Raw genomic sequence first — 26217 nt, forward strand, 5'->3', positions numbered from 1 at the left:
GAGCGTTCGATGAGCAAGAACAAGGATCGCGCGATCGTCGTGAAACGGGTGGCCCCGCAGAAGAAGGGCCACCACGGCGGCGCATGGAAGCTCGCCTACGCGGACTTCATGACCGCGATGATGGCGTTCTTCCTGCTGATGTGGCTGCTGAGCTCGGTCACGCCGGTGCAGCTGAAGGGGATCGCCGAGTACTTCAACACGCCGCTGAAGGCCGCGCTGTTCGGCAGCGGCGATCGCAGCTCGCAGGACTCGAGCATCATCAACGGCGGCGGCCGCGACCTGTCGAGCCTCGACGCCGGCACGCTGCGCCGCACCGACGGCACGACGTCGCTCGCCGACCGCGTCGCGAAGGCCGGCGACGACAAGACGCGCTCGCAGGCGCAGGGCGCGCAGGACCGGCTCGAGCAGACGCGCCTGCACGACCTGCAGATCAAGCTGATGGCGGCGATCGAGGCGAACCCGACGCTGCGCCAGTTCAAGCAGCAGATCCGCATCGATTCGACGCTGATGGGACTGCGCATCGAGATCGTCGATACGCAGAAGCGGCCGATGTTCGCGATGTCGAGCGACCACGTCGAGCCGTATATGCGCGACATCCTGCGCGAGATCGGCAAGACGCTGAACGACGTGCCGAACCGGATCATCGTCCAGGGCCACACCGACGCGGTGCCGTACGCGGGCGGCGAGGGCGGCTACAGCAATTGGGAGCTGTCGGCCGACCGCGCGAACGCGTCGCGCCGCGAGCTGATCGCGGGCGGCATGGACGAGGCGAAGGTGCTGCGCGTGCTCGGCCTCGCGTCGACGCAGAACCTGAACAAGGCCGATCCGCTCGATCCGGAAAACCGCCGGATCAGCGTGATCGTGCTGAATCGCAAATCCGAAGACGCGCTGATGCGCGACGACGCGACGACCACGACGCTGTCGGCCGACGCGGCGGGCTCGAAGCTGCTGGCCCAGCAGCTCGGCGGCCCGGCGCCGGCCGCGCGACCGATGCTCGCGAGCGCCGTCGCCGTGGCGCCGAAACCCTGACGTTTCCCAGATTTCGAGACAGACATGATCCGAACCATTCTCGCCATCGACGACTCGGCGACCATGCGCGCGCTGCTGCAGGCGACGCTGGCGCAGGCCGGCTACGACGTGACGGTGGCGCCGGACGGCGAAGCCGGCTTCGACATGGCGGCCACCGTGCCGTACGACCTGGTGCTGACCGACCAGAACATGCCGCGCAAGAACGGGCTCGAGGTGATCGCCTCGCTGCGCAAGCTGACGGCATACGCGGATACGCCGATCCTCGTGCTGACCACCGAAGGCAGCGATGCCTTCAAGGACGCCGCGCGCGACGCGGGCGCGACCGGCTGGATCGAAAAGCCGATCGACCCGGCCGTGCTGATCGACCTGGTCGCGACGCTGTCCGAGCAGACCGCCTCCTGACATGTACGCGACGAATTCAACCGGTGACCGGGCATGACTCTCGACATCACGCAGTTCTACCAGACCTTTTTCGACGAAGCGGACGAGTTGCTCGCGCAGATGGAGCAGCTGCTGCTGAACCTCGACGTCGGCTCGCCCGACCCCGAGGACCTGGCCGCGATCTTCCGCGCCGCGCATTCGATCAAGGGCGGCGCGGCGACCTTCGGCTTTTCCGCGCTGACCGAGACGACCCACATCCTCGAGTCGCTGCTCGACCGCGCGCGCAACCATGAGCTGACGCTGACCAAGGAAATGGTCGACGCGTTCCTCGAGACCAAGGACGTGCTGTCCGACCAGCTGGTCGACTATCGCGCCAGCGCGGAACCGGACGCGGCGGCTGCCGCGACGATCTGCGCGAAGCTCGAACGCCTGAAGGCCGAGAGCGGCGCGGGTGCGCCCGCGGCCGCGGACGTCGCGCCTGCGGTGCCGGCCGAGGCGGCCGCACCGGCCCCGGCGCCCGTCGCCGACGACCGCGCGCCCGATCACGTGGTCGAACAGGCCGTCGCGGCCGCGCATCCGGCGGACGACGCCGGCGCGGGCGGCCCGCACCTGAAGATCACGCTCGTCGGCGTCGACGCGAAGGACCAGGCGCTGCTCACCGAGGAACTCGGCAATCTCGGCCGGATCGTCGGCCGGGAGGAAGCGGGTGCGGACCTGACGCTGTGGCTCGAATCGGACGTGCCGTCCGACGACATCGTCGCCGTGTGCTGCTTCGTGATCGACGACAGCCAGATCCGCATCGCGCGCGGCACCGCGCCGGCCGCACCGGCGGCGCCTGCCGCCGCGCCGGCCGCGCTCGAACCGGCCGCCGCGCCGGAGCCGGCCGCACGCGTCGAGGTATTCGCGCAAGCCGCCGGTGCCGCGCCGGCCGCCGCCGCATCGCAAGCGTCGGCGCAGCCAGGCGCCGCCGCGCAACCGGCGCCGCAAGCGGCCCCGCAACCGCACGCCGAAGCCGCCGCGCCGGCTGCCCACGCCGCCGCCCACCACGACGACAAGCGTCCGCGCCCGGCCGCCGCGGCATCGGGCGCCGAAGGCAGCTCGATCCGCGTCGGCGTCGAGAAGGTCGACCAGTTGATCAACCTGGTCGGCGAACTCGTGATCACGCAGGCGATGCTCGCGGAAACGGCGAGCGCGTTCGATCCGGCGCTGCACGACCGCCTCTTCAACGGGATGGCGCAACTGGAACGCAACGCGCGCGACCTGCAGGAAGCGGTGATGTCGATCCGCATGATGCCGATGGACTACGTGTTCAGCCGCTTCCCGCGCCTCGTGCGCGACCTGGCCGGCAAGCTCGGCAAGCAGGTCGAACTCGTCACGTTCGGCCAGGCGACCGAGCTCGACAAGAGCCTGATCGAGCGGATCATCGACCCGCTCACCCACCTCGTGCGCAACAGCCTCGACCACGGGATCGAGACCGTCGACAAACGCGTCGCCGCCGGCAAGGACTCGGTCGGCCAGCTCGTGCTGTCGGCCGCGCATCACGGCGGCAACATCGTGATCGAGGTCAGCGACGACGGCGGCGGCCTGAACCGCGAGCGGATTCTCGCGAAGGCCGCGAAGCAGGGCATGCAGATTCCCGACACCATCAGCGACGACGAAGTCTGGCAGTTGATCTTCGCGCCGGGCTTCTCGACCGCCGAGACGGTGACCGACGTGTCGGGCCGCGGCGTCGGGATGGACGTCGTGAAGCGCAACATCCAGTCGATGGGCGGCCACGTCGAGATCAGCTCGCAGGCCGGCCGCGGCACGACCACGCGGATCGTGCTGCCGCTCACGCTCGCGATTCTCGACGGGATGTCGGTGAAGGTCGGCACGGAGATCTTCATCCTGCCGCTGAACTTCGTGATGGAGTCGCTGCAGCCGTCGAACGACGACATCTACACGGTCGGCAACGGCGAGCGCGTGGTGCGCGTGCGCGGCGAATACCTGCCGCTCGTCGCGCTGCACGAGGTGTTCTCGGTCGAGGACGCGCGCACCGATCCGACCCAGGGGATCGTCACGATCATGGAAACCGAGGGGCGCCGCTTCGCGATGCTCATCGACGAGCTGGTCGGCCAGCAGCAGGTGGTGGTGAAGAACCTCGAAACGAATTACCGCAAGGTGCACGGCATCTCGGCGGCGACCATCCTCGGCGACGGCAGCGTCGCGCTGATCGTCGACGTCGCGGCGCTGAACCGCGAAACCCGTGCGATGCACGGCGCCCGTGCCGGCGCCGAGCTCGCGATGATCTGATGTCTCTCGCCATTCAACCGATTGGGGGCAAACGTGTCTGCTGAAGTCCAAATGATCAATCCGGCCGCGGCGAACGCGGCAACGAGCCGCCGCGACGCGGAACAAGGCGACGCGACCGGCCAGGAATTCCTGGTGTTCACGCTCGGCGACGAGGAATACGGGATCGACATCCTGAAGGTGCAGGAAATCCGCGGCTACGACAGCGTCACGCGCATCGCGAACGCGCCGGACTTCATCAAGGGCGTGATCAACCTGCGCGGGATCATCGTGCCGATCGTCGACATGCGGATCAAGTTCCATCTCGGCCGCGTCGAGTACGACCACCAGACCGTCGTGATCATCCTGAACGTGTCGAACCGCGTCGTCGGGATGGTGGTCGACGGCGTGTCGGACGTGCTGACGCTGCAGACCGACCAGATCATGCCGGCGCCGGAGTTCGGCGCGACGCTGACGACCGAGTACCTGACGGGCCTCGGCACCGTCGATGGCCGGATGCTGATCCTGATGGACATCGAAAAGTTGATGTCGAGCCGTGAAATGGCGCTGATCGAAACACTCGGCGGGTAAGCGCGCCGCGCGCGCAGGAATTTCGGGAGAATCTGCAATGTTGCATAACTGGTCGATCCGCACGACGCTCACGGCGGTCGGACTCATCCTCGTGTGCCTGGCCGCCGCGGTCGGCGGGCTCGGCCTCTACGCGCTCAATCACGCGAGCCGTTCGCTCGACGAGATCGCGCACGTCGACCTGCCGGCGATTCACACGCTGGACGACACGGCCGCGCACCTGCTGCGCTCGCGCATAGCGCTCGATCGCTTTCGTACGCTGACCGAAGCCGGCAATGCGGCCGAGGCGTCGAAGGTGCTCGACCGTGCGCAGGAGCTGTTTACGAAGTCGAACCAGAACTGGCAGGCGTTCCAGTCGACGCCGAAGCTCGGCGTCGAGCAGGCGCTCGTAGACGAGCTCACCGCCCGCTACACGACGATCGTGAAGGAAGGCGTCGAGCCCGAATTTGCCGCGGCGCGCGCGGGCGACATGGCGGCGTACCACGCGATTGCCGACGCGAAGATCAGCCCGATGTTCGTCGCGTTCGACCAGACGGCGGCGGCCGTGATCGCATCGCTGCAGAAGCGCGCGGAAGAACGCCAGGCCGCGACGCAGTCGCAGATCTCGCTGATGGTCGCGCTGATCGCGGCCGGCATCGCGATCGCGTTCGTCGTCGTGATCGCGATCCGCTTCGCCATGCGCGGGCTGATCGTGAAGCCGCTCGAGGACGCGATCGCGCACTTCGAGCGCATCGCCGGCGGCGACCTCACGCAGCCGGTGAACGTGTCCAGCAGCAACGAGATCGGCCGTCTGTTCGGCGGCATCAAGCGGATGCAGGACGCCGTGACGACGATGGTGCAGGCCGTGCATCGCGGCACCGAATCGATCGACGTCGGCGCGCGCGAGATCTCGACCGGCAACACCGACCTGTCGCAGCGCACCGAGGAGCAGGCCGCGTCGCTGCAGGAAACCGCATCGAGCATGGAGCAGCTGACCGGCACCGTGCGGCAGAACGCGGAGAACGCGCGGCAGGCGAGCCAGCTCGCGGTGAACGCGTCCGACATCGCGACGCAGGGCGGCGACGTCGTCGGCCAGGTCGTGTCGACGATGCAGGATATCGCGGCGAGCTCGGGCAAGGTCGTCGACATCATCGGCACGATCGAAGGCATCGCGTTCCAGACCAACATCCTCGCGCTGAACGCGGCGGTCGAAGCCGCGCGCGCGGGCGAGCAGGGCCGCGGCTTCGCCGTGGTCGCGGGCGAAGTGCGCTCGCTGGCGCAACGCAGCGCGAGCGCCGCGAAGGAAATCAAGCAGCTGATCGGCGATTCGGCCGAGAAGGTCGAAAGCGGGTCGGCACTCGTCGCGCGCGCCGGCTCGACGATGGACGAGATCGTGCAGGCCGTGCGCCGCGTGACCGACATCATGGGCGAGATCAGCGCCGCGTCGGACGAGCAGTCGACCGGCATCGAGCAGGTCAATCGCGCGGTCGGCCAGATGGATTCGGTCACGCAGCAGAACGCGGCGCTCGTCGAGCAGGCCGCGGCGGCGGCCGCATCGCTCGAGGAGCAGACGCGCCAGATGAAGGCGGTCGTGTCGGAGTGGCGCGTCGCGGGCGGCATCGCGCTCGCGCCGGCGCGCCATGCTGCACGCCCGGCCGCGCACGCAGCGGCGCCGGCGTTGCCGTCGGCGCACCGTCACGAAGCGTCGCCGGCCGCATTGCCGGCACCGCAGCCTGCCGCGCAGCCGGCCCGTCGCGCCGCACCGGCGCCGCATGCCGCGGCACCGGCCGCGAGCCACGAAACCCGGCGCGCGCCGGACGCCGCTGCCGCACGCGCATCGAAGGAAGCGCCGGCCGCGGGCGGCTACGGCCCGCGTCTCGCGAAGGCGGCCGCCGCACCGGCACCGAAGTCCGCCGAGAAGCCCGCACTGGTACGCCCCGCGCTGAACGGCGAGAAGCCGGCGATGGCGGCGGCCGGCACGTCCGACGACGACTGGGAGACTTTCTAAGCCATGCCGTCCGCGCGCGCACCGTTTCGACCCGATGCACCGGATGCCTCGCCCCGCGCGGGCGAGCCGGGGCGCGACTTCGCGTTTACCGGCGCGGATTTCGCACGCATCCGCGCGCTGATCCATCAACGCGCGGGCATTTCGCTGTCCGAGCACAAGCGCGACATGGCGTACAGCCGGCTCGCACGCCGGCTGCGCGCACGCGGCCTCGACACGTTCCGCGACTACCTCGACCTGCTCGAGCAGGAGGACGATCCGCTCGAGTGGGAAGCGTTCACCAACGCGCTGACGACGAATCTGACCGCGTTCTTCCGCGAGTCGCATCATTTCCCGATCCTCGCCGATTTCGTGAAGCGTCGCGCGGCGCCCGTGTCGGTGTGGTGCTCGGCGGCGTCGACCGGCGAGGAGCCTTACTCGATCGCGATCACGCTGATCGAGGCGCTCGGCGAATCGGCCGCGCGCGGCGCATCGATCCTCGCGACCGATCTCGACACGCAGGTGCTCGCGAAGGCCGAGGCCGGCATCTACACGTACGACCAGGTCAAGCACCTGAGCCCGGAGCGGCTCAAGCGCTTCTTCCTGAAGGGCACGGGCGCGCAGGCCGGCCGCGTGAAGGTGCGCCCGGAACTGCGCGCGATGATCCGCTTCGAGCAGCTGAACCTGACCGATGCCGACTACGGGATCGCGAAGCCGTTCGACGCGATCTTCTGCCGCAACGTGATGATCTATTTCGACAAGCCGACGCAGGGGCAGGTGCTGTCGCGCTTCGAGCCGCTCGTGAAGCCGGGCGGCCTGCTGTTCGCCGGGCATTCGGAGAATTTCACGTACGTCTCGCAGGCGTTCCGGCTGCGCGGGCAGACGGTGTACGAACTGACGCGCGATGCCGCGCCGGGCCTGCGCCCGCACGGCGCCGCACCGGCCGCGACGGCGCCGCCGCGCGCCCATGCGCGTGCCGCGGGTGCCGTGCCCGCTTACGGAGAACGCGGATGAGCGCCCTACCGATCGCGACCAATCGCTACTTCGACAACCACTTCGAACGCCCCGGCGTGAAGCTGCTGCCGAACGAGTTCTACACGACGTCCGAGGACATGGTGCTGATGACCGTGCTCGGCTCGTGCGTCGCCGCGTGCCTGCACGACCCGTTGGCGGGCATCGGCGGGATGAATCACTTCATGCTGCCCGACGACGGCGCCGACGCCGGCGCGGCCGCGTCGGAGTCGATGCGCTACGGCGCGTACGCGATGGAAGTGCTGATCAACGAACTGATCAAGGCCGGCGGCCGCCGCGAGCGCTTCGAGGCGAAGGTGTTCGGCGGCGCGGCCGTGCTGGCCGGGATGACGACCATCAACATCGGCGACCGCAACGCGGATTTCGTGCGCCGCTATCTCGCGCTCGAACGCATCCGCATCACCGCGGAGGACTTGCAGGGCGTGCACCCGCGCAAGGTCGCGTTCATGCCGCGCACGGGCCGCGCGATGGTGAAGAAGCTGCGGCTGCAGGTGCCGGGCGTGACCGAGCGCGAAGCCGCGCTGGCGCGCGAGGCCGACCGCGTGCGCGCCGAGCGGCCGCGCGCGCACGTCGAGCTGTTCGCGGCGAAGCGGCCGGCCGCGCCGCCGCCGGCACGCCCGCGCATCGAGCTGTTCGGCGCACGCGGCGGCGCGGGCGCGCAGACGACGAACACGAAGGCCGGCAGCCCGTTTGCGGCCAACCTTTCGAGAAAGCAGGAGGCATGACCGCAGTGCAGAAGATCAAAGTGTTGTGCGTCGACGACTCGGCGCTGATCCGCAGCCTGATGACGGAGATCATCAACAGCCAGCCCGACATGGAAGTGTGCGCGACCGCGCCCGATCCGCTCGTCGCGCGCGAGCTCATCAAGCAGCACAACCCCGACGTCCTGACGCTGGACGTCGAAATGCCGCGCATGGACGGGCTCGACTTCCTCGAGAAGCTGATGCGCCTGCGGCCGATGCCGGTCGTGATGGTGTCGTCGCTGACCGAGCGCGGCTCCGAAATCACGCTGCGCGCGCTCGAACTCGGCGCGGTGGATTTCGTCACGAAGCCGCGCGTCGGGATTCGCGACGGCATGCTCGACTACGCGGAAAAGCTCGCGGACAAGATCCGCGCCGCATCGCGCGCGCGCGTGCGCCAGGCGCCGCAGCCGCAGGCCGCCGCGCGCACGGCGAGCGGCCAGCCGGCCGCGCCGATGGTCAACAACCCGCTCGTCAGTACCGAGAAGCTGATCATCATCGGCGCGTCGACGGGCGGCACCGAGGCGATCCGCGAGGTGCTGACGCCGCTGCCGCCGGACGCGCCGGCGGTGCTGATCGCGCAGCACATGCCGCCGGGCTTCACGAAGTCCTTCGCGCAGCGGCTGAACGGCCTGTGCCGGATCGCGGTGAAGGAAGCCGAGCACGGCGAGCGCGTGCTGCCGGGCCATGCGTACATCGCGCCGGGCCATGCGCACCTGCTGCTCGCGCGCAGCGGCGCGAACTACATCGCGCAGCTGTCCGACGAGCCGCCGGTGAACCGGCACCGGCCGTCGGTCGACGTGCTGTTCCGCTCGGCGGCGCAGCATGCGGGCAAGAACGCGATCGGCGTGATCCTCACGGGGATGGGCCGCGACGGCGCGGCCGGCCTGCTGGACATGAAGCGTGCGGGCGCCCACACGTTCGCGCAGGACGAGGCGAGCTGCATCGTGTTCGGGATGCCGCGCGAGGCGATCGCGCTCGGCGGCGCGGACGAGGTCGCGCCGCTTTCGGAGATGAGCCGGCGCGTGATGGCGCGACTGGCGACGATGGGCGACCGCGTGCAGCGCGTCTGAATGGAATGTCAGGGGGCACGTGCGATGCTGCGGGCCCCGACGGTAACGAATCTGCAAAGGAACGACGATGGACAAGAGCATGAAAATCCTGGTGGTGGACGATTTCCCGACGATGCGCAGGATCGTCCGCAACCTGCTCAAGGAACTGGGCTACACGAACGTCGACGAGGCCGAGGACGGCGCGGCCGGCCTCGCGCGGCTGCGCGGCGGCGGCTTCGACTTCGTGATCTCCGACTGGAACATGCCGAACCTCGACGGCCTCGCGATGCTGAAGGAAATCCGCGCGGATGCGACGCTCACGCACCTGCCGGTGCTGATGGTCACGGCCGAGTCGAAGAAGGAGAACATCATCGCGGCCGCGCAGGCGGGCGCGAGCGGCTACGTCGTGAAGCCGTTCACGGCCGCGACGCTCGACGAGAAGCTGAACAAGATCATCGACAAGATGGCCAAGGCCGGGAGCTGACGTGAACGAGCCGATCCATGCGGCGCTCGCCGGCGCGGCAGTCAACGCCGACGGCCACGCCGAAGGCGCCGATTACGCGAGCGACCGGATCCTCGCGCGCATCGGCCACGTCACGCGCACGCTGCGCGATTCGATGCGCGAGCTCGGGCTCGACAAGCATGTCGAGCGCGCGGCGGAAGCCGTGCCCGATGCGCGCGACCGGCTGCGCTACGTCGCGACGATGACCGAGCAGGCGGCCGAGCGCGTGCTGAACGCGATCGAGGTCGCGAAGCCGATGCAGGAGCGCATCCAGAACGAGGCCGAGGCGCTCGATGCGCGCTGGGCGCAGTGGTATGCGGCGCCGATCGAGCACGCGGAAGTGCGCGAGCTGATGGACGACACGCGCACGTTCCTGCGCGCGTTGCCGGAGGCGGCGTCGGCGACCAGCGCGCAGCTGCTCGAGATCATGCTCGCGCAGGATTTCCAGGACCTGACCGGGCAGGTGATCAAGAAGATCATGGACATGGTCTACCTGATCGAGCAGCAGCTGCTCACGGTGCTCGTCGAGAACATCGCACCCGAGCGGCGCGAGCAGTTCGCGGCGACCGCGGCCGCGCTCGCGGCCGAACAGATCAGCGCGACCGGCAGCCCGGAGTCGCTGCTGAACGGGCCGCAGATCGCGCCGGAAGGCAAGTCCGACGTCGTGCAGGACCAGGCGCAGGTCGACGACCTGCTCGCGAGTCTCGGCTTCTGATGCTGTCCCATTGCATCGGCGCAGCGCCCGATCGTGGCGCGGCCCGGTGCGCATGGCTTTCCCCCATGCTCGTCACGACGCGCCCCCGCGCGCGGGTCGTGCCGCACGTCATGTTGCGTTGCGTCATGCAACGTTGATTTGACACTCCGACACACTCCGCAGGCATACTACGCGTCAGCAGCAACGAAGCGTCATTCTTAAGACTTTCATTTGTTGGCCCGCAGCGCCGCGCCTGACGATGGCGCCGCCGGCAACGAAGCCAGTCCCTTGGGGGGGAACGTGAAGCTGAAACGCTTGGGCTGGGCCGCCGCGCATGCGACGGCCGCAATGGGTGTGCTGTGGGCCGTCCACGCACAGGCCGAACTGGGCGGCGCGCCGATGTCGCCGCCGGCGGACGATCGCGCCGCCACGGTGCGCGCGCTGCAGCGCGCGATGCGCTCCGCCGACGGCGCGCAGGCGAACGCGGCCGCCTACACCGTCCGCGAGATCACGCTCGGATCGGGCACCGTCATCCACGAATACACGAGCACGGCCGGCACCGTGTTCGGCCTCGCCTGGCGCGGGCCGAGCATGCCGGACCTCGAGTCGCTGCTCGGCAGCTATTTCCCGCAGTACACCGCCGGCGTCCAGGTCGCGCATGCGGCGCGCGGCTGGCGCGCGCCCGTGTCCGTCGATACGAGCGGCCTCGTGATCCGCACCGGCGGCCACATGGGCGCCTTCGCGGGCCAGGCATGGCTGCCGACGGCGCTGCCTGCCGGGCTGACCGGCAACGACATCCAGTGACAGCGGGAGAGCGATCTTGCGAATTCCTCGTACCTTCAAGCGCTGGCTCGGCCTGCTGAGCGTCGCGGCCGCGACGGCCATGCTCGTGACCGCCTGCGGCGGCGGCGATGACAACGGCGGGAGCAGCGGCAACAACGGCGGCTCCAACGTATCGGACGGCAATACCGCGAACACGGCGGTGATCACGGTCGGCACCGGTGTCGCGCACGTGATCAACATCCCGACCGTCAACGTGAAGATCTGCGTGCCGGGCACGACGAACTGCCAGGTGGTCAACAACGTCCTCGTCGATACGGCGTCGTACGGGCTGCGGCTGGTCAGCAGCGCGCTGTCGTCGGGCGTGTTGAACAAACTGCCGCAGACGACGAGCGGCGGCGCGCCCGTGGCCGAGTGCGGCAAGTTCGTGTCGAGCTTCACGTGGGGCTCGGTGCGCACCGTCGACCTGTCGATCGGCACCGAGCAGGCGGGCTCGCTGCCGGTGCAGATCATCGGCGATCTCGGCACCAGCAACGTGCCGGGTTCATGCTCGAACAACGGCGCCCGAACGTCCGCCAACACCGCCGGCGACCTCGGCGCGAACGGCATCCTCGGCATCGGGCCGGCACCGGTCGATTGCGGCACGAGCTGCGCGACGTCCACGTCGGCGACGTCCAACAACTACTACGCGTGCCCGAACGGCAATTCGAGCTGCGCGGTGGCGCTGGTGCCGGTTGCGCAGCAGGTGGCCAACCCGGTCCATCGCTTCACGACCGACAACAACGGCGTGATCGTGCAGATGCCGAACATCTCGAGCAGCGGGCAGGGCAGCGCGACGGGCCTGCTGACGTTCGGGATCAATACGCAGAGCAACAACGCGCTCGGGGCGTCGACGGTGCTGACGTCGACGACGACGGGCGACGTCGATGCGACGTTCCTTGGCGGAAACGTGACTGCGTTCTTCGATACGGGCTCGAACGCGTACTTCTTCAACGATTCGTCGCAGAAGGCCTGCTCGACCAATACGCAGTTCTACTGCCCGTCGTCGACGACCACCTATACGGCGACGCTGACCGGCAAGAACGGTGTGTCGGGCGGCGTGTCGATGCCCGTCGCGAACGCCGATGTGCTGTTCGCGAATTCGTCGACGTTCGCGTTCAACGATATCGCCGGCCCGTTCGGCGCGGCTGGCTGGCTCGATCTCGGCATGCCGCACTTCTACGGCAAGACGATCTACTTCGGGATGGACCGGACCGGCAGCGGCGGCGCGCAGCCTTACGTCGCGTTCTGACCGCGCACGCACGGCGGCGGCAGGAAAGGGGGCGAGCGATCGCCCCCTTTTTTTCGCCTTCGCCGGCGGCGACGCACTACGCATCGGGCGGCCGCGCCGTGCCGGCACAGCGCCTACGATATAAGACCGGCACCGGTGCCGGCACGACATCGAGGAGACAACGCCATGAGCCAGCGTATTCAACGCATCACGCCGTTTCTGTGGTTCGACCGCGACGCCGAGGCGGCCGCCCGCTTCTACGTGTCGGTGTTCGACGACGCGCGGATCCTGAACGTCGCCCGCTACGGCAAGTCCGGTGCGCAGGCGTCCGGGCAGGCCGAGGGCGCGGTGATGACGGTGTCGTTCGAACTGGACGGGCAGGCGTTTCTCGCGCTGAACGGCGGCCCGGCGTTTCCGCTCACGCCGGCCGTGTCGTTCGTCGTCAACTGCCGCGACCAGCAGGAGATCGACCGCTACTGGACGGCCCTGTCCGACGGCGGCGACGAGCGCGCGCAGCAGTGCGGCTGGCTGCGCGACCGTTTCGGCGTGTCGTGGCAAGTGGTGCCCGTGCAGATGGCCGAACTGATGGCGGGCGATCCGGCACGCGCCGAGCGCGTGATGGCGCAGGTGATGAAGATGAAGAAACTCGATCTCCATGTGCTGGAGCAGGCGGCGGCGGGCTAGCGCGAACGCCGGCCGGGACGCGCCGTTCCCGACGTGCGTGCGTGACGCCCGGCAATATTCCCGGTCGGCCGGTAAATGCGCGCCGAACGATCGATTCGATTATCGATCGCGGCGCGTTTCATGCTGGTGTAATCAAGTCATGGATTATCTGGCCGTCGTTTATGCCGGGACGTCGCGATTATAAAAATGACGTGACATGCCCGCAGGCGATGCAGCGTTCCGTCGCTGAAGCCGCTCCTGTTATGCCGGAGCCCGCATGCGAGCCGGTCGGCACGCGAAAAGAGATGCAATGCCCGGAAATTCAAACTTATAATGCCCGCGTTGTTTCCGGGGTCGCCGATATAAAACATGAGGGCAATAAAATGAATTTCACCGAAGCCGTTCGTTCCGCACTCAATCAATATGCGAAATTCGAAGGCCGCGCGCGCCGTGCCGAATACTGGTATTTCGCGTTGCTGACCAGCGTCGTGTCGATCGTCTGCCAGGTGCTCACGATGGCGGGGCGCGACGCGAGCGCACTTTCGCTGCTGCTGATGATCGTCGCGGCCGTCGTGTCGCTCGCGCTGGTGCTGCCGAGCCTCGCGGTCACCGTCCGCCGCCTGCACGATACGGGCCGCTCCGGCTGGTTCCTGCTGATCGCGTTCATTCCGATCGTCGGCGGGATCCTGCTGCTCGTGTGGATGTGCTCGCGCGGCACCAACGGCCCGAACCGTTTCGGCTCGGATCCGATCCCGGTGATCTGAGCGCCGCCCGCCCCGACGCGCGACGCCGTCGCGTCGGGGCGGGCCGACGATCGTTCCACGGCCGCCTCGATCTCCCGCTTCCCCGCTTCATCCCCTCACACGCCTCACCGCGCCCGCCCGCGAACGCGGTTTCCACCGCCTCCCGGCGCGCCGCGCCTGCCCGCGACCTCCCGCCGCACCGGCTCGCCCGATTCCCCGAAATACCCCCCTTTCCCGGCTTTGCTCGACCGATCGGCGTTTGACGTGCGCATGAATAATCGGTGTCACTGGAAAGCGGCATTTCGCCGTACCCGACTGGAGGCACCGTGGCAGACGAGAGCGATCTCGACAGAACCGAAGCCGCCACTCCGAGACGCCGCGAGAAGGCGCGCGAGGAGGGGCAGGTCGCGCGTTCGCGCGAACTGGCTTCGTTCGCGCTGCTCGCGGCCGGGTTCTACGGCGCGTGGCTGCTCGCGGGTCCGTCGGGCGCCCATCTCCAGACGATGCTGCGCGGCGCGTTCGCGTTCGATCGCGCGACCGCGTTCGACACGCACCGGATGCTGTCGGCGGCCGGCAGCGCGAGCGTCGAAGGTCTCGCCGCGCTGCTGCCGATCCTCGCGCTCACCGGCCTCGCCGCGCTGCTCGCGCCGATGGCGCTCGGCGGCTGGCTGATCTCGCAGAAGACCTTCGAACTCAAGTTCGACCGCCTGAACCCGATCTCCGGCCTCGGCCGGATGTTCTCGATCCAGGGGCCGATCCAGCTCGGGATGTCGCTCGCGAAGACGCTTGTCGTCGGCGGGATCGGCGGGATCGCGATCTGGCGCAGCAAGGACGAGCTGCTCGGCCTCGCGACCCAGCCGCTCGGCTCGGCGCTCGCCGATGCGATGCACCTGGTCGCCGTGTGCTGCGGCACGACGGTCGCCGGGATGCTGGTGGTCGCCGCGCTCGATGTGCCTTACCAAATCTGGCAGTACAACAAGAAGTTGCGCATGACGAAGGAAGAAGTGAAGCGCGAGCATCGCGAGAACGAAGGCGATCCGCACGTGAAGGGCCGCATCCGCCAGCAGCAGCGCGCGATCGCGCGGCGCCGGATGATGGCCGCCGTGCCGAAGGCCGACGTGGTCGTCACGAACCCGACGCACTTCGCCGTCGCGCTGCAGTACACGGACGGCGAGATGCGCGCGCCGAAGGTCGTCGCGAAGGGCGTGAACCTCGTCGCCGCGCGCATCCGCGAGCTCGCGGCCGAGCACAACGTGCCGCTGCTCGAAGCGCCGCCGCTCGCGCGTGCGCTGTATCACAACGTCGAACTCGAACGCGAGATTCCCGGCTCGCTGTACTCGGCCGTCGCCGAAGTGCTCGCGTGGGTCTACCAGTTGAAGCGCTTCCGCTCGGAAGGCGGCGACTTCCCGGCCGCGCCGGTCGATCTCGACGTGCCGGCGGAACTCGACAAGGGGTCGTCGGTATCGGCCGACGACGAGCGTGAAGAAGCCGAAGACACGCTCGGCAAGCAAGGAAACGCAGCATGAGCACCCCGACCACCGGCCTGTTCGCCAAACGCCAGAATCCGTTCGCCGGCACCAACCTGCGCGCGCTCGCGGGCCCGATCCTCATCTGCATGATCCTGGGGATGATGATCCTGCCGCTGCCGCCGATGCTGCTGGATCTGCTGTTCACGTTCAACATCGCGTTGTCGGTGATGGTGCTGCTCGTCAGCATGTACACGATGAAGCCGCTCGACTTCGCGGCGTTCCCGAGCGTGCTGCTGTTCTCGACGCTGCTGCGCCTGTCGCTGAACGTCGCGTCGACGCGCGTCGTGCTGCTCGAGGGCCACACCGGCCCCGACGCGGCCGGCCAGGTGATCGAGGCGTTCGGCCACTTCCTCGTCGGCGGCAACTTCGCGGTCGGCATCGTTGTCTTCGTGATCCTGATGATCATCAACTTCATGGTGATCACGAAGGGCGCGGGGCGGATCGCCGAAGTGTCCGCGCGCTTCACGCTCGACGCGATGCCGGGCAAGCAGATGGCGATCGACGCCGACCTGAACGCGGGCCTCATCAACGAAGAGCAGGCACGCAAGCGGCGCCTCGCCGTGTCGCAGGAAGCCGAGTTCTACGGCTCGATGGACGGCGCGTCGAAGTTCGTGCGCGGCGACGCGATCGCGGGCCTGATCATCATGGCGATCAACGTGATCGGCGGGCTGATCGTCGGGATGGTGCAGCACGACATGTCGTTCGCGGCGGCCGGCACCAACTACACGCTGCTGACGATCGGCGACGGCCTCGTCGCGCAGATCCCGTCGCTCGTGATCTCGACGGCGGCCGGCGTGATCGTGTCGCGGGTCGCGACCGACGAGGACATCGGCACGCAGATCACCGGCCAGCTGTTCACCAACCCGCGCGTGCTGACCATCACCGGCGCGATCATCGTGCTGATGGGGCTGATCCCGGGCATGCCGCACTTTGCGTTCCTCGCGCTCGGCGGCGGCGCGATCTGGCTTGCCCGCACGCAAGTCCGCCGCGCGGCGGCCCGCGTGGCGGCCGGCGACGTGACCGAGATCGCACCGCCCGCCGCGCTGCCGGGCGACAGCCACGAGGCGACCTGGGACGACGTGCAACTGATCGATCCGCTCGGCCTCGAAGTCGGCTACCGGCTGATTCCGCTCGTCGACAAGAACAGCGACGGCGAACTGCTCAAGCGCATCAAGAGCATCCGCAAGAAATTCGCGCAGGAGATCGGCTTCCTGCCGCCGGTGATCCACATCCGCGACAACCTCGAACTGCGGCCGAACGCGTACCGGATCGCGCTGAAGGGCGTCGAGATCGGCGCGGGCGAAGTGTTCCCGGGCCAGTGGCTCGCGATCAACCCGGGCCAGGTGACGGCCGCGCTGCCGGGCGCCGTGACGCAGGATCCGGCATTCGGGCTGCCCGCCGTGTGGATCGACGTCGCGATGCGCGAGCAGGCGCAGGTGTACGGCTACACGGTCGTCGATGCGAGCACGGTCGTCGCGACGCACCTGAACCATCTGGTCGTCCAGCACGCGGCCGAACTGCTCGGCCGCCAGGAAGTGCAGGCGCTGGTCGAGCGCACCGGCAAGGATGCGCCGTCGCTCGTCGAGGACCTCGTGCCGAAGACGATCTCGCTGACGACGCTGCAGAAAGTGCTGCAGAACCTGCTCGAGGAAGGCGTGCCGATCCGCGACATGCGCACGATCCTCGAGGCCGTGTCCGAACACGCGGGCCGCGGCGACGCGTACGAGATCACCGCCGCGGTGCGGCTGTCGCTCGGCCGTGCGATCACGCAGCAGTGGTATCCGGGCTCGGGCGAGATGCAGGTGATGGGCCTCGATTCGAATCTCGAGCGGGTGCTGTCGCAGGCGCTCGCCACCGGCGCGAACCCGGGCCTCGAGCCCGGCCTCGCGCACAACCTTCTGACCGGCACGCAACAGGCGATGCTGCGTCAACAGAATCTCGGGCTGCCGCCGGTGCTGCTGGTGCAGCATGCGCTGCGCGCGATGCTCGCGCGTTTCCTGCGCCGCAGCCTGCCGCAACTGAAAGTGCTGTCGTATGCCGAAGTGCCGGACACGCGCACGATCAAAGTCGTTAACGTCATCGGGGGTTCCGCTTGAACATTCGCAAATTCACCGGCGCGACCAGCCGCGACGCGCTTCGCCTCGTGCGCGAGGCACTCGGCGCCGACGCCGTCGTGCTGTCGAACCGCACGCTCGATGACGGCAGCGTCGAAATCGTCGCACTCGCCGATTCGGATCTCGCTGCGGTCACGCCGCCGGCCGCCGTCCGGGCACGCACCGTCGCGCCGCGCGCGCCGGAATCCGTGCCGGCCGCGGCCGTCCCGGGCATCGTGTCGCGCCCGGGTGCCGCGCTCGCGCGCCCGGCCGTCAATCCGTATGCGGCGGGCGAAGGCGGCCTGCCGGACGTGTTCTCGTCGGTGTTCGGCGCAAGCGCCGAAGCGACGAAGCCGGCAGCCGAAGCGGCCGCCTTCGACGCCGGCATGGACGCGGCATCGAACGCGCCGGTCGCGCCTGCGCCCGCTGCCGGCACGCCGGCGGCAGCGTCCGAACCCGCGCCGTGGCTCGTCGAGCACGCGAAGCGCCTGACCCAGCAGCGCGAAGCGCTGATCGCCCGCGCGCAGGCCGCACCGGCCGCGCCGCAGGCACCGGCGCGCGCGCAGCAGGACGCCGCGTCCGCGACGCCGGCCGGCTGGGCGCGCGACATCGTGCGCGACGCCGAACGCCGGATGCCGTCGGCCGCCGCGCCGATGACCCGCCAGAGCGAAGCGAGCACCGCGAAGCCGGCCGAACGCACGCGCCTGTCCGCGGAAGCGGCGGCCGCGGTGGCCGACGCTGTGAAGACGCGCATCGAGAGCATCGTCAACGATACGGTGATGCACGAGCTCGGCGCGATGCGCGGGATGATGGAAGAGCAGTTCGACAGCCTGATGTGGCACGACCGCCAGCGCCGCAGCCCGGTGCACGGCGCGCTGACCAGGCACCTGTTCTCGGCCGGCTTCTCCGCGCAACTGGTGCGCATGCTGGTCGACAACCTGCCGTCCGGCGACGACGCGCAAACCTTCGAGCAGGCCGCCGAATGGGCGCAGTCGGTGCTCGCCGCGAACCTGCCGGTGCTCGAGAGCGAAGACGCGCTGATGGAGCGCGGCGGCGTGTTCGCGCTGATGGGGCCGACCGGCGTCGGCAAGACGACCACCACGGCGAAGCTCGCCGCGCGCTGCGTGATGCGCTTCGGCGCGAGCAAGGTCGCGCTCCTGACCACCGACAGCTACCGGATCGGCGGCCACGAGCAGCTGCGCATCTTCGGCAAGATCCTCGGCGTGCCCGTGCACGCGGTGAAGGATGCGGGCGATCTCGAGCTCGCGCTGTCCGAGCTGCGCAACAAGCACATCGTGCTGATCGACACGATCGGCATGAGCCAGCGCGACCGCGCGCTGTCCGACCAGATCGCGATGCTGCACGGCGCGAACGCGCCGGTGCAGCGCCTGCTGCTGCTCAACGCGACGAGCCACGGCGACACGCTCAACGAGGTCGTCCAGGCCTACCGCAGCGCGGCCGAGTATCCCGATCTCGCCGGCTGCATCCTGACCAAGCTCGACGAGGCGACCCACCTCGGCGGCGTGCTCGACACGGTGATCCGCTACAAGCTGCCGGTCCATTACGTGTCGACCGGCCAGAAAGTGCCGGAAAACCTGTACGTCGCATCGACCCGGTTCCTGCTGAAGAGCGCGTTCTGTGTGCCGCGCGACGGCTCGCCCTTCGTGCCGCAAGACGAGGACATGCCGACGCTGCTTTCCGCACTGACCGCACGTTCCACCGCCGAGCTGCACGAGGTGCGATTTGGATAAACGGATCATCGATCAGGCCGAAGGGCTGCGGCGCCTGCTGGCCGGGCGCGCGTCGCGCATCGTCGCGGTGACGGGCGGGCCGGCGGGCGTCGGCTGCACGACGACCGTCGTGAACGTCGCGGCCGCGCTGACCGCGCTCGGCAAGGACGTGCTCGTCGTCGACGAGCGCGCCGACGTGCATTCGGCCACGGCGACGCTCGCGGGCGCCTGGCTGCGCGACGGCGAACGCACGCGCGTCGCCGCCGGGTTCGGCCTGTGCGCGGCCGCGCGGGACGGCTACAGCGATTCGCAACTGAGCGACTTCGTCGACGGCCAGGCCGACATCGTGTTGGTCGACGCGCAACTCGGTGCCGACGGCACGTTCTCCCCGCTCGCGCGCGAGGCGCACGACGTGCTGATCGTCACGCGGGTCGCCGCGCAGGCGATCACCGAGGCGTATGCGTGCATGAAGCGCCTGCATTTCGCGCACGCGGTCGCGCAGTTCCGCGTGCTGACCAATCACGTCGGCAGCCATGCCGACGCCAGGACCGCATTCGACAACCTCGCGGGCGTCGCGAGCCGCTACCTGACGGTGTCGATCGCCGACGCCGGCTGCGTGAGCGCCGATCCGCTCGTCGAGCATGCACGCGACCTGATGCATACCGCGGTCGACGCGTTCCCGTCGTCGGTTGCGGCGCGCGATTACCGGCAGATCGCCGCCGACCTGCTGTACTGGCCGATGCGCCCGCGATCGGGCGCCGGCCGCGCCGTGCATGCGGGCGGCAAGCCGTCGTACGAGGCGGGTGCGGCACACGCCGCGTGAGCGCCACCGGAAGGAGAGAGCCATGATGTACAACGCTCAAGGAAAGATGACCCAGGCCGACGTGCTCGCGCAATACGCGCCGCTCGTGCGGCGCCTGGGGCTGCAGCTCGTCGCGAAGATGCCGGCGAGCGTCGATCTCGACGACCTGATCCAGGCCGGCATGATCGGCCTGATGGACGCGGCCGGCCGCTACAAGGAAGACCAGGGCGCGCAGTTCGAGACCTACGCGACCCAGCGCATCCGTGGCGCGATGCTCGACGAACTGCGCAGCAACGACTGGCTGCCGCGCAGCCTGCGCAAGACGTCGCGCGAGGTCGAGCACGCGGTGCACCAGGTCGAGCAGCATCTCGGCCGCTCGGCGAGCGAGACCGAGATCGCACAGCACCTGAAGATGCCGCTCGACGAATATCAAGGGATGCTGCAGGACCTGCACGGCAGCCAGCTCATCTACTACGAGGATTTCGATCGCGCGGCCGACGACGAGCCGTTCCTCGACCGCTATCGCGTCGATCACGCCGATCCGTTGTCGTCGCTGCTCGACGAACACCTGCGCGAGGCGCTCGTCGAAGCGATCGAGCGGCTGCCCGAGCGCGAGAAACTGCTGATGTCGCTGTACTACGAGCGCGGGCTGAACCTGCGCGAGATCGGCGCGGTGCTCGAGGTCAGCGAGTCGCGCGTGTGCCAGCTGCACAGCCAGGCCGTCGCGCGCCTGCGCGCGCGGTTGCGCGAACAGGCTTGGGTCGGCGCCGAGAACTGACCCTTTCATAGCGCCCGCGCGCGCCGACGCCGCGCGCGGTGCGTGGCGCGCGACGCGCATTTCCCGCGCCGATTTGCTACAATCCCTCCCGCTTCCCGAGGAGCGTTGCGACGGACCATCCTGCGTCCGCCAGGCTCGGAAAGCTTCACCAAGCAGCCGTGCGGCAACATTCGCGCCGGCCCCGCTTCCTGAACGGCGCTCACGTCACCAATTTCTAGAACTTTTTTAGAAAGGAGGGCGTGATGAACGCCATTATCGATTCGCAAGCTTCCAAGGATTACATCGTCGCCGACATGGCGCTTGCCGGCTGGGGCCGCAAGGAGCTGAACATCGCCGAGACCGAAATGCCGGGCCTCGTGCAGATCCGCGACGAATACAAGGCGCAGCAGCCGCTGAAGGGCGCGCGCATCGCAGGTTCGCTGCACATGACGATCCAGACCGGCGTGCTGATCGAGACGCTGAAGGCGCTCGGCGCCGATGTCCGCTGGGCGTCGTGCAACATCTTCTCGACGCAGGACCACGCCGCTGCCGCGATCGTCGAAGCCGGCACGCCGGTGTTCGCGTTCAAGGGCGAGTCGCTCGACGAATACTGGGAATTCTCGCACCGCATCTTCGAATGGCCGAACGGCGAATTCGCGAACATGATCCTGGACGACGGCGGCGACGCAACGCTGCTGCTGATCCTCGGCTCGAAGGCCGAGAAGGACCGTTCGGTGATCGCGAAGCCGACCAACGAGGAAGAAGTCGCGCTCTTCAAGTCGATCGCGAAGCACCTCGACGCCGATCCGACCTGGTACTCGACGCGCCTCGCGCACATCAAGGGCGTGACCGAAGAAACCACGACCGGCGTGCACCGCCTGTACCAGATGGAAAAGGACGGCCGCCTGCCGTTCCCGGCGTTCAACGTGAACGATTCGGTCACGAAGTCGAAGTTCGACAACCTGTACGGCTGCCGCGAGTCGCTCGTCGACGGCATCAAGCGCGCGACCGACGTGATGATTGCGGGCAAGGTCGCGGTCGTCGCGGGCTACGGCGACGTGGGCAAGGGCTGCGCGCAATCGCTGCGCGGCCTGGGCGCGACCGTGTGGGTCACCGAAATCGATCCGATCTGCGCGCTGCAGGCGGCGATGGAAGGCTACCGCGTCGTGACGATGGAATACGCGGCCGACAAGGCCGACATCTTCGTGACGGCGACCGGCAACTACCACGTGATCAACCACGATCACATGAAGGCGATGCGCCACAACGCGATCGTCTGCAACATCGGCCACTTCGACTCGGAAATCGACGTCGCGTCGACGCGCCAGTATCAGTGGGAAAACATCAAGCCGCAGGTCGACCACATCATCTTCCCGGACGGCAAGCGCGTGATCCTGCTGGCCGAAGGCCGCCTCGTGAACCTCGGCTGCGCGACCGGCCACCCGTCGTTCGTGATGTCGAACTCGTTCGCGAACCAGACGCTCGCGCAGATCGAACTCTTCACGCGCGGCGAACAGTACGAGAACAAGGTGTACGTGCTGCCGAAGCATCTCGATGAAAAGGTCGCGCGCCTGCACCTCGCGCGCATCGGCGCAAACCTGTCCGTGCTGTCGGACGAGCAGGCTTCGTACATCGGCGTGCAGAAGGACGGCCCGTTCAAGCCGAACCACTACCGCTACTGATGCACCGCCGCCGCCGCGCCGCGTTCATGCGCGGCGCGCGGCACGGTGCCGGACCGCCGGCCGTCGCGCCGTGTCCGCCGCCGCGCGGGCACGTGCGGCGGCCGGCGGCGGCCATTGACCGACCAGATCGACAACCGAACCGGAGCCCTCCATGAGCGTCATCCTCACCTGGGTCATCAACGCCCTCGCGCTGCTGATCATCACGTACCTCGTGCCGTCGATCCACATCAAGAGCTTCGGCACCGCGCTGATCATCGCGGTCGTGCTCGGCCTGATCAACACGGTGATCCGTCCGGTGCTGATCCTGCTGACGCTGCCGGTCACGATCGTCACGCTCGGGGTGTTCATCCTCGTCGTGAACGCGCTGTGCTTCTGGTTCGCGTCGTCGCTGCTGAAGGGTTTCGAGGTGTCGGGTTTCTGGTCGGCGTTCTTCGGTTCGATCCTGTACAGCATCGTGTCGTGGCTGCTGTCCGCGCTGATCTTCGGGCAGCGCGACATCGGCTGACGGCCGCGCCCATTCTTGCGAATCATGAAATCGATCGAACTCTCGTTTGAATTCTTCCCGCCGAAGACGGCGGACGGCGTCGAAAAGCTGCGCGCGACGCGTGCGCAGCTGCTGCCGCTGAAGCCGAAATTCGTCTCCGTGACATTCGGCGCCGGCGGCTCGACGCAGCAGGGCACGCTCGATACCGTGCTCGACATGCAGAAGGACGGCCTCGAGGCCGCGCCGCACCTGTCGTGCATCGGCTCGTCGCGCGACAACCTGCGCGCGATCCTCGACCAGTACCGCTCGCACGGCATCCGGCATATCGTCGCGCTGCGCGGCGATCTGCCGTCGGGGATGGGCGAGGTCGGCGAGCTGCGCTATGCGTCCGAGCTCGTCAGCTTCATCCGCGCCGAGCATGGCGACTGGTTCCACATCGAAGTCGCCGGCTATCCGGAGTATCACCCGCAATCGCGCTCGCCGAAGGCCGATCTGGAAAACTTCGCGCGCAAGGTGAAAGCCGGCGCGAATTCCGCGATCACGCAGTACTTCTTCAACGCCGACGCGTATTTCCGCTTCGTCGACGATGCGCGCAAGCTGGGTGTGGACGTGCCGATCGTGCCGGGCATCATGCCGATCACGAACTTCTCGCAGCTGATGCGCTTCTCGGAAATGTGCGGCGCGGAAGTGCCGCGCTGGGTCGCGCGCCGGCTCGAGAGCTTCGGCGACGATCGCGACGCGATCCGCGCGTTCGGCGCGGATGTCGTCACGAGCCTGTGCCAGCGCCTGATCGACGCGGGCGTGCCGGGTCTGCACTTCTATACGCTGAACGCGGCGACCGCGACGCGGACGATCTGCGAACGGCTCGCGATGTAAGCGTCATCGCGCGGTTGCATGCGCAAAAGCCCTGCCGGCAAAACCGGCGGGGCTTTTTTTTCACCGACGACCGACGGCGCTGGTGTCAGCGCTGCGCCTGCATCAGCGGCGGACGCCGATCGAACCATGGCCGCGCCTGTTCGAGCTGGCGCGCGAGCCTCAGCAGCAACGCCTCGTCGGTGTGACGCGCGACGAACTGCACGCCGATCGGCAGGCCGCGCGCGTTCCAGTAGAGCGGCACCGACATCGCCGGCTGGCCCGTCAGGTTGAACAGCTCGGTGCAGCCGGCCCACGCGAACGCCTTCTCCGACGCCTTCGCGAGCATTTCCCGCAGCAACGGTTTTACCGGCAGCGCGCCGAGCAGCTTCATCTGCGCGGCTTCGAGCGGCGTCGGCTGCAGCTCGCCGATCTTGACCGGCGGCCCCGCGAGCGTCGCGCACAGGATCGCGTCGTAGCGGGACACGAGGCCCGAGACCTGCACGGTGAGCTGGCGCTGCCATTCGAGCACGTCCGGCAGGCGCGCGCGGGCGATGCGCCTGCCGACGACGGCCATCGCCCACGTCGCCGGTTCGAACTCCGCGCGCCTCGGCGTGCGCCCGGTCAGCGCGCGTGCACCCAGCACCATCTCTTCGGCGATCGTCGCCCACAGCGTGAGAAAGGTTTCGGCCGCGCGTGCGTAGTCGATGTTCAGCGTCGCCGGCTCGACGTGATGGCCGAGCGATTCGACGAGCGCGGCCGCGTCGTCGAGCGCCGCGCGCGTGTCGTCGGAAAGCGCCGGCGCGAGCATCGGGTCGACGACGAGGCCGATCCGCAGCGGACCGGGCGGCGTGTCGAGCTCGCCCAGAAAGGTGCCGGGCGCGCCAGGCGGCAGCGTCTGGCCGGTCGTCACGTCGAGCAGCAGCGCGCTGTCGCGCACGCTGCGCGACACCGCATGCTGAACCACGAGCTCGCCGTTCGACGGTAAGTCGACCAGCACCGGATTGAGGCTCGGCTTCAGCCCGAACAGCCCGCAGCACGAAGCCGGAATCCGGATCGAGCCGCCGCCGTCCGACGCATGCGCGAGCGGCACGATGCCGGCCGCGACGGCCGCGGCCGCGCCGCCGCTCGAGCCGCCGGGCGTGTGATCGAGGTTCCACGGATTGCGGCACGCGCCGAACAGTTCGGGTTCGGTGTATGGCATCTGGCCGATTTCCGACGTGTTGGTCTTGCCGAACACGTTGAGCCCCGCCGCGCGGCTGCGCGCGATCACCGGCGAATCGTCGGCTGGGACGAAGTAGCGATAGTGGCGGCTGCCCATCGACAACGGCAGCCCGGCGACCGCCGCGCCGAGATCCTTGACGAGATACGGGACGCCCGCGAACGGCGCATCGGTGCCGGTATCGACGGCCGATTCCGCCCGCTTGCGCGCATCGTCGTAGTCCTGCAGCACGATCGCGTTGATCGCGCCGTTCACCGCTTCGGCCTGGCCGATCGCGGCGTCCAGCAGTTCGCGCGGGCTCGCCTTGCGCTCGCGCACGAGTGCGGCGAGGCCGAGCGCGTCATGCGCGAGATAGTCCGAGTGCATCGCAGTCACCCCCGTTGTGACCCGTGGCGATGAAAGGAGGATAACGCGGGCCCGACGCGCCGGGCCCGCTGCCGGCCGCCGTTACGCGTGCTCGGCGAGGAACGTGAGCGTGCGGCCGTGCGAGAGCGCCGACGCGCGCTGGTTGTACGACGCGCGATCGGTGCAGTTGAAGCCGTGTTCGGCGCCCGGATACAGGTGGAACGACGCGTTGTGGCGGCCCGCGAACGCGGCCTTCACCTGCTCGACGGCGTCGAGCGGAATTCCGTGGTCGTTCTCCGCGTAGTGGAACAGGATCGGCTGCGTGATCTTGCCGGCGAGATCGAGCGCATTCTGGATGCCGCCGCCGTAATAGGCGACCGCCGCATCGACCTTGCCGGCCGCGGCCGCGCGATACGCGAGCTGGCCGCCGAAGCAGTAGCCGATCGCGGCGACCTTGCCGGCGGCTTCGGGGCGCGCGCGCAACGCGTCGGCGGCCGCGCCGATGTCCGCGATCGCGAGACCGACGTCGGTCTTCTTCATCAGCTCGATGCCCTTGTCGCGATCGGCGCCTTCGTAGGTCAGCTCGACACGCGGCTGCGTGCGCCAGAACACGTCCGGCGCGAGCGCGACGAAGCCGTCGGCCGCGTACTGGTCGGCGACCGCGCGGATGTGCGCGTTCACGCCGAAGATCTCCTGGATGATGATGACGGCGGGGCCCTCGCCGCGCTTGGGCAGCGCGAGATAGCCGCCGAAGCTGTCGTTACCGGTCGGGATGTCGATCCATTGGGCAGTCACGTTGGAACTCCTGGCGAACGGGCGCGCGACATGCGCACCGCGGATGGAAAAAAGGGCGGCCTAGTGTGCCACCAATCCCGTCGCGCTGCAGCGCGCAAGCGGCGCGCCTGCCGGGTGTGCGCGCGTGTCGAATCCGCGTCTCGAACCTGCTTCTCGCGCAGCGATCGTTTCGATCTCGATTATTCATTTTTCGGCGCTGCGCCGCTTCGATAGAGTCGACG

24 protein-coding genes and 1 riboswitch are annotated in these 26217 nt (G+C 68.6%); of the genes, 22 read left to right on the top strand and 2 right to left on the bottom strand.

Annotation, left to right across the window (positions count from 1 at the left end):
* The first annotated feature begins 9 nt into the window (after positions 1–9).
* The 22 genes from motB to metF all read left to right on the top strand — a co-directional run bounded on the left by motB (position 10) and on the right by metF (position 23658).
* A complete protein-coding gene (motB, locus tag WS87_RS01850; protein ID WP_059816508.1) occupies positions 10–1029 on the top strand; it encodes a flagellar motor protein MotB in 1020 nt (339 codons plus the stop codon).
* A 24-nt stretch (positions 1030–1053) separates the two neighbouring features.
* Complete coding sequence (locus tag WS87_RS01855; protein ID WP_059533493.1) at positions 1054–1431, top strand: response regulator; 378 nt, start codon at positions 1054–1056, stop codon at positions 1429–1431.
* Positions 1432–1464: 33 nt separating this feature from the next.
* A complete protein-coding gene (gene cheA, locus WS87_RS01860; RefSeq protein WP_059816511.1) occupies positions 1465–3702 on the top strand; it encodes a chemotaxis protein CheA in 2238 nt (745 codons plus the stop codon).
* Positions 3703–3753: 51 nt separating this feature from the next.
* Positions 3754–4269, top strand: coding sequence for a chemotaxis protein CheW (gene cheW, locus WS87_RS01865; protein WP_031397017.1), 516 nt, complete (start codon positions 3754–3756; stop codon positions 4267–4269).
* A gap of 37 nt (positions 4270–4306) precedes the next feature.
* A complete protein-coding gene (locus WS87_RS01870; protein ID WP_059816515.1) occupies positions 4307–6253 on the top strand; it encodes a methyl-accepting chemotaxis protein in 1947 nt (648 codons plus the stop codon).
* Between the two features lie 3 nt (positions 6254–6256).
* A complete protein-coding gene (locus WS87_RS01875; protein ID WP_059816519.1) occupies positions 6257–7243 on the top strand; it encodes a CheR family methyltransferase in 987 nt (328 codons plus the stop codon).
* On the top strand, positions 7240–7986 hold the full coding sequence (gene cheD, locus WS87_RS01880) for a chemoreceptor glutamine deamidase CheD (RefSeq protein WP_059816523.1): 747 nt from the start codon (positions 7240–7242) through the stop codon (positions 7984–7986). Before WS87_RS01875 ends, cheD begins: the two co-directional genes overlap by 4 nt.
* Positions 7983–9074: a protein-glutamate methylesterase/protein-glutamine glutaminase gene (locus WS87_RS01885; protein WP_059682805.1), complete on the top strand. Its 1092-nt coding sequence runs from the start codon at positions 7983–7985 to the stop codon at positions 9072–9074. Before cheD ends, WS87_RS01885 begins: the two co-directional genes overlap by 4 nt.
* Before the next feature lie 67 nt (positions 9075–9141).
* On the top strand, positions 9142–9537 hold the full coding sequence (cheY, locus tag WS87_RS01890; RefSeq protein ID WP_006754880.1) for a chemotaxis response regulator CheY: 396 nt from the start codon (positions 9142–9144) through the stop codon (positions 9535–9537).
* A 1-nt stretch (position 9538) separates the two neighbouring features.
* On the top strand, positions 9539–10270 hold the full coding sequence (cheZ, locus tag WS87_RS01895) for a protein phosphatase CheZ (protein WP_059533481.1): 732 nt from the start codon (positions 9539–9541) through the stop codon (positions 10268–10270).
* A 279-nt stretch (positions 10271–10549) separates the two neighbouring features.
* The gene (locus WS87_RS01900) at positions 10550–11053 is read left to right on the top strand and encodes a DUF2844 domain-containing protein (protein WP_059816527.1); all 504 of its coding nucleotides are present in this window, start codon (positions 10550–10552) and stop codon (positions 11051–11053) included.
* Positions 11054–11069: 16 nt separating this feature from the next.
* A complete protein-coding gene (locus WS87_RS01905; protein WP_059816531.1) occupies positions 11070–12320 on the top strand; it encodes a DUF3443 domain-containing protein in 1251 nt (416 codons plus the stop codon).
* Positions 12321–12485: 165 nt separating this feature from the next.
* The gene (locus tag WS87_RS01910) at positions 12486–12983 is read left to right on the top strand and encodes a VOC family protein (RefSeq protein ID WP_059816536.1); all 498 of its coding nucleotides are present in this window, start codon (positions 12486–12488) and stop codon (positions 12981–12983) included.
* Between the two features lie 41 nt (positions 12984–13024).
* The gene (locus WS87_RS34655) at positions 13025–13726 is read left to right on the top strand and encodes a DUF805 domain-containing protein (RefSeq protein ID WP_442861403.1); all 702 of its coding nucleotides are present in this window, start codon (positions 13025–13027) and stop codon (positions 13724–13726) included.
* A gap of 305 nt (positions 13727–14031) precedes the next feature.
* Positions 14032–15231, top strand: a complete 1200-nt coding sequence (flhB, locus tag WS87_RS01920) for a flagellar biosynthesis protein FlhB (RefSeq protein WP_059816543.1) — start codon at positions 14032–14034, stop codon at positions 15229–15231.
* The gene (gene flhA, locus WS87_RS01925) at positions 15228–17330 is read left to right on the top strand and encodes a flagellar biosynthesis protein FlhA (protein ID WP_059816548.1); all 2103 of its coding nucleotides are present in this window, start codon (positions 15228–15230) and stop codon (positions 17328–17330) included. Before flhB ends, flhA begins: the two co-directional genes overlap by 4 nt.
* Complete coding sequence (gene flhF / locus WS87_RS01930; protein ID WP_059816552.1) at positions 17327–19078, top strand: flagellar biosynthesis protein FlhF; 1752 nt, start codon at positions 17327–17329, stop codon at positions 19076–19078. Before flhA ends, flhF begins: the two co-directional genes overlap by 4 nt.
* Positions 19071–19880, top strand: a complete 810-nt coding sequence (locus WS87_RS01935; protein ID WP_059816556.1) for a MinD/ParA family ATP-binding protein — start codon at positions 19071–19073, stop codon at positions 19878–19880. Before flhF ends, WS87_RS01935 begins: the two co-directional genes overlap by 8 nt.
* A gap of 22 nt (positions 19881–19902) precedes the next feature.
* Complete coding sequence (locus WS87_RS01940; RefSeq protein WP_059816559.1) at positions 19903–20637, top strand: RNA polymerase sigma factor FliA; 735 nt, start codon at positions 19903–19905, stop codon at positions 20635–20637.
* Between the two features lie 91 nt (positions 20638–20728).
* Positions 20729–20845, top strand: a riboswitch (S-adenosyl-L-homocysteine riboswitch).
* Positions 20846–20879: 34 nt separating this feature from the next.
* A complete protein-coding gene (gene ahcY, locus WS87_RS01945) occupies positions 20880–22298 on the top strand; it encodes an adenosylhomocysteinase (RefSeq protein ID WP_059533465.1) in 1419 nt (472 codons plus the stop codon).
* Positions 22299–22449: 151 nt separating this feature from the next.
* Positions 22450–22803, top strand: coding sequence for a phage holin family protein (locus WS87_RS01950; protein WP_006477367.1), 354 nt, complete (start codon positions 22450–22452; stop codon positions 22801–22803).
* A gap of 24 nt (positions 22804–22827) precedes the next feature.
* Positions 22828–23658, top strand: a complete 831-nt coding sequence (gene metF / locus WS87_RS01955) for a methylenetetrahydrofolate reductase [NAD(P)H] (RefSeq protein ID WP_059699664.1) — start codon at positions 22828–22830, stop codon at positions 23656–23658.
* Positions 23659–23743: 85 nt separating this feature from the next.
* Here metF and WS87_RS01960 read toward each other — a convergent pair whose 3' ends face one another.
* Both WS87_RS01960 and WS87_RS01965 read right to left on the bottom strand, forming a co-directional pair.
* On the bottom strand, positions 23744–25222 hold the full coding sequence (locus WS87_RS01960; RefSeq protein ID WP_059816564.1) for an amidase: 1479 nt from the start codon (positions 25220–25222) through the stop codon (positions 23744–23746).
* 81 nt (positions 25223–25303) lie between these two features.
* On the bottom strand, positions 25304–25996 hold the full coding sequence (locus tag WS87_RS01965) for a dienelactone hydrolase family protein (protein WP_059816568.1): 693 nt from the start codon (positions 25994–25996) through the stop codon (positions 25304–25306).
* Between the last annotated feature and the right edge of the window lie 221 nt (positions 25997–26217).

Source organism: Burkholderia sp. MSMB0856 (genome assembly GCF_001524645.2).
GTDB classification, from domain to species: domain Bacteria; phylum Pseudomonadota; class Gammaproteobacteria; order Burkholderiales; family Burkholderiaceae; genus Burkholderia; species Burkholderia diffusa.

Excerpts from the sequence above, each read along its gene's own strand:
- cheW (WP_031397017.1), top strand. The coding sequence starts at position 3,754 with ATGATCAATCCGGCCGCGGCGAACGCGGCAACGAGCCGCCGCGACGCG.
- cheD (WP_059816523.1), top strand. The coding sequence starts at position 7,240 with ATGAGCGCCCTACCGATCGCGACCAATCGCTACTTCGACAACCACTTC.
- ahcY (WP_059533465.1), top strand. The coding sequence starts at position 20,880 with ATGAACGCCATTATCGATTCGCAAGCTTCCAAGGATTACATCGTCGCC.
- motB (WP_059816508.1), top strand. The coding sequence starts at position 10 with ATGAGCAAGAACAAGGATCGCGCGATCGTCGTGAAACGGGTGGCCCCG.
- WS87_RS01940 (WP_059816559.1), top strand. The coding sequence starts at position 19,903 with ATGATGTACAACGCTCAAGGAAAGATGACCCAGGCCGACGTGCTCGCG.
- metF (WP_059699664.1), top strand. The coding sequence starts at position 22,828 with ATGAAATCGATCGAACTCTCGTTTGAATTCTTCCCGCCGAAGACGGCG.
- flhA (WP_059816548.1), top strand. The coding sequence starts at position 15,228 with ATGAGCACCCCGACCACCGGCCTGTTCGCCAAACGCCAGAATCCGTTC.
- WS87_RS01910 (WP_059816536.1), top strand. The coding sequence starts at position 12,486 with ATGAGCCAGCGTATTCAACGCATCACGCCGTTTCTGTGGTTCGACCGC.
- WS87_RS01875 (WP_059816519.1), top strand. The coding sequence starts at position 6,257 with ATGCCGTCCGCGCGCGCACCGTTTCGACCCGATGCACCGGATGCCTCG.
- WS87_RS01960 (WP_059816564.1), bottom strand. The coding sequence starts at position 25,222 with ATGCACTCGGACTATCTCGCGCATGACGCGCTCGGCCTCGCCGCACTC.
- WS87_RS01885 (WP_059682805.1), top strand. The coding sequence starts at position 7,983 with ATGACCGCAGTGCAGAAGATCAAAGTGTTGTGCGTCGACGACTCGGCG.
- WS87_RS01950 (WP_006477367.1), top strand. The coding sequence starts at position 22,450 with ATGAGCGTCATCCTCACCTGGGTCATCAACGCCCTCGCGCTGCTGATC.
- cheA (WP_059816511.1), top strand. The coding sequence starts at position 1,465 with ATGACTCTCGACATCACGCAGTTCTACCAGACCTTTTTCGACGAAGCG.
- WS87_RS01870 (WP_059816515.1), top strand. The coding sequence starts at position 4,307 with ATGTTGCATAACTGGTCGATCCGCACGACGCTCACGGCGGTCGGACTC.
- WS87_RS01855 (WP_059533493.1), top strand. The coding sequence starts at position 1,054 with ATGATCCGAACCATTCTCGCCATCGACGACTCGGCGACCATGCGCGCG.
- cheY (WP_006754880.1), top strand. The coding sequence starts at position 9,142 with ATGGACAAGAGCATGAAAATCCTGGTGGTGGACGATTTCCCGACGATG.